A 486-nucleotide genomic window follows, 5' to 3' on the forward strand; every position below is an offset into this window, starting at 1 on the left:
TAATTTTACCTTCTTAGAGGATAGGTCCTTGTCTGCAAACCTAAATTATACCTATGTTTCTCCTGTGGTTATTGGGAATTCTAGACAGGAGGCTTACAATATTTGGGAACTTGCGGTTAAAAAGAACTTATGGGACAAAAAAGCCACGCTTAGTCTCTCCTTAAATGACCTCTTTAATCAGCTAGAATTGCACAATACCCGTAATTATGGCAATCAGTACAACATCTCTTATTACAGACCGGATAGCAGAACTATTACGGTAGGTTTTAGATATAATTTTGGGAATATGGGAATTAAAAATAACTACAAATACAAGGGTACCGCAGAAAGGGATCGCCTATAAGCCGTATTGTTGTTTGCCTTTTTACCAAACCAAGGGTGCTATTCATTCAATCTTTAGTCGCTTACACCTCCTTCGAAATATAGCGGTTTTTTGCCGAATTTAGTCCAACGATCAACAAAACAATGGCAGCCAACACCAAGGTG

At 38.3% G+C, this 486-nt stretch carries 1 protein-coding gene; it reads left to right on the plus strand.

The window, feature by feature from the left end; all coding sequences use genetic code 11:
• The coding region (locus F1E73_RS17355) for an outer membrane beta-barrel protein (RefSeq protein WP_150452703.1) at positions 1–343 on the plus strand (343 nt) is incomplete at its 5' end.
• Positions 344–486: the final 143 nt, after the last annotated feature.

It is taken from the genome of Arenibacter lacus, assembly GCF_008711145.1.
Taxonomy (GTDB): Bacteria; Bacteroidota; Bacteroidia; order Flavobacteriales; family Flavobacteriaceae; genus Arenibacter; species Arenibacter amylolyticus.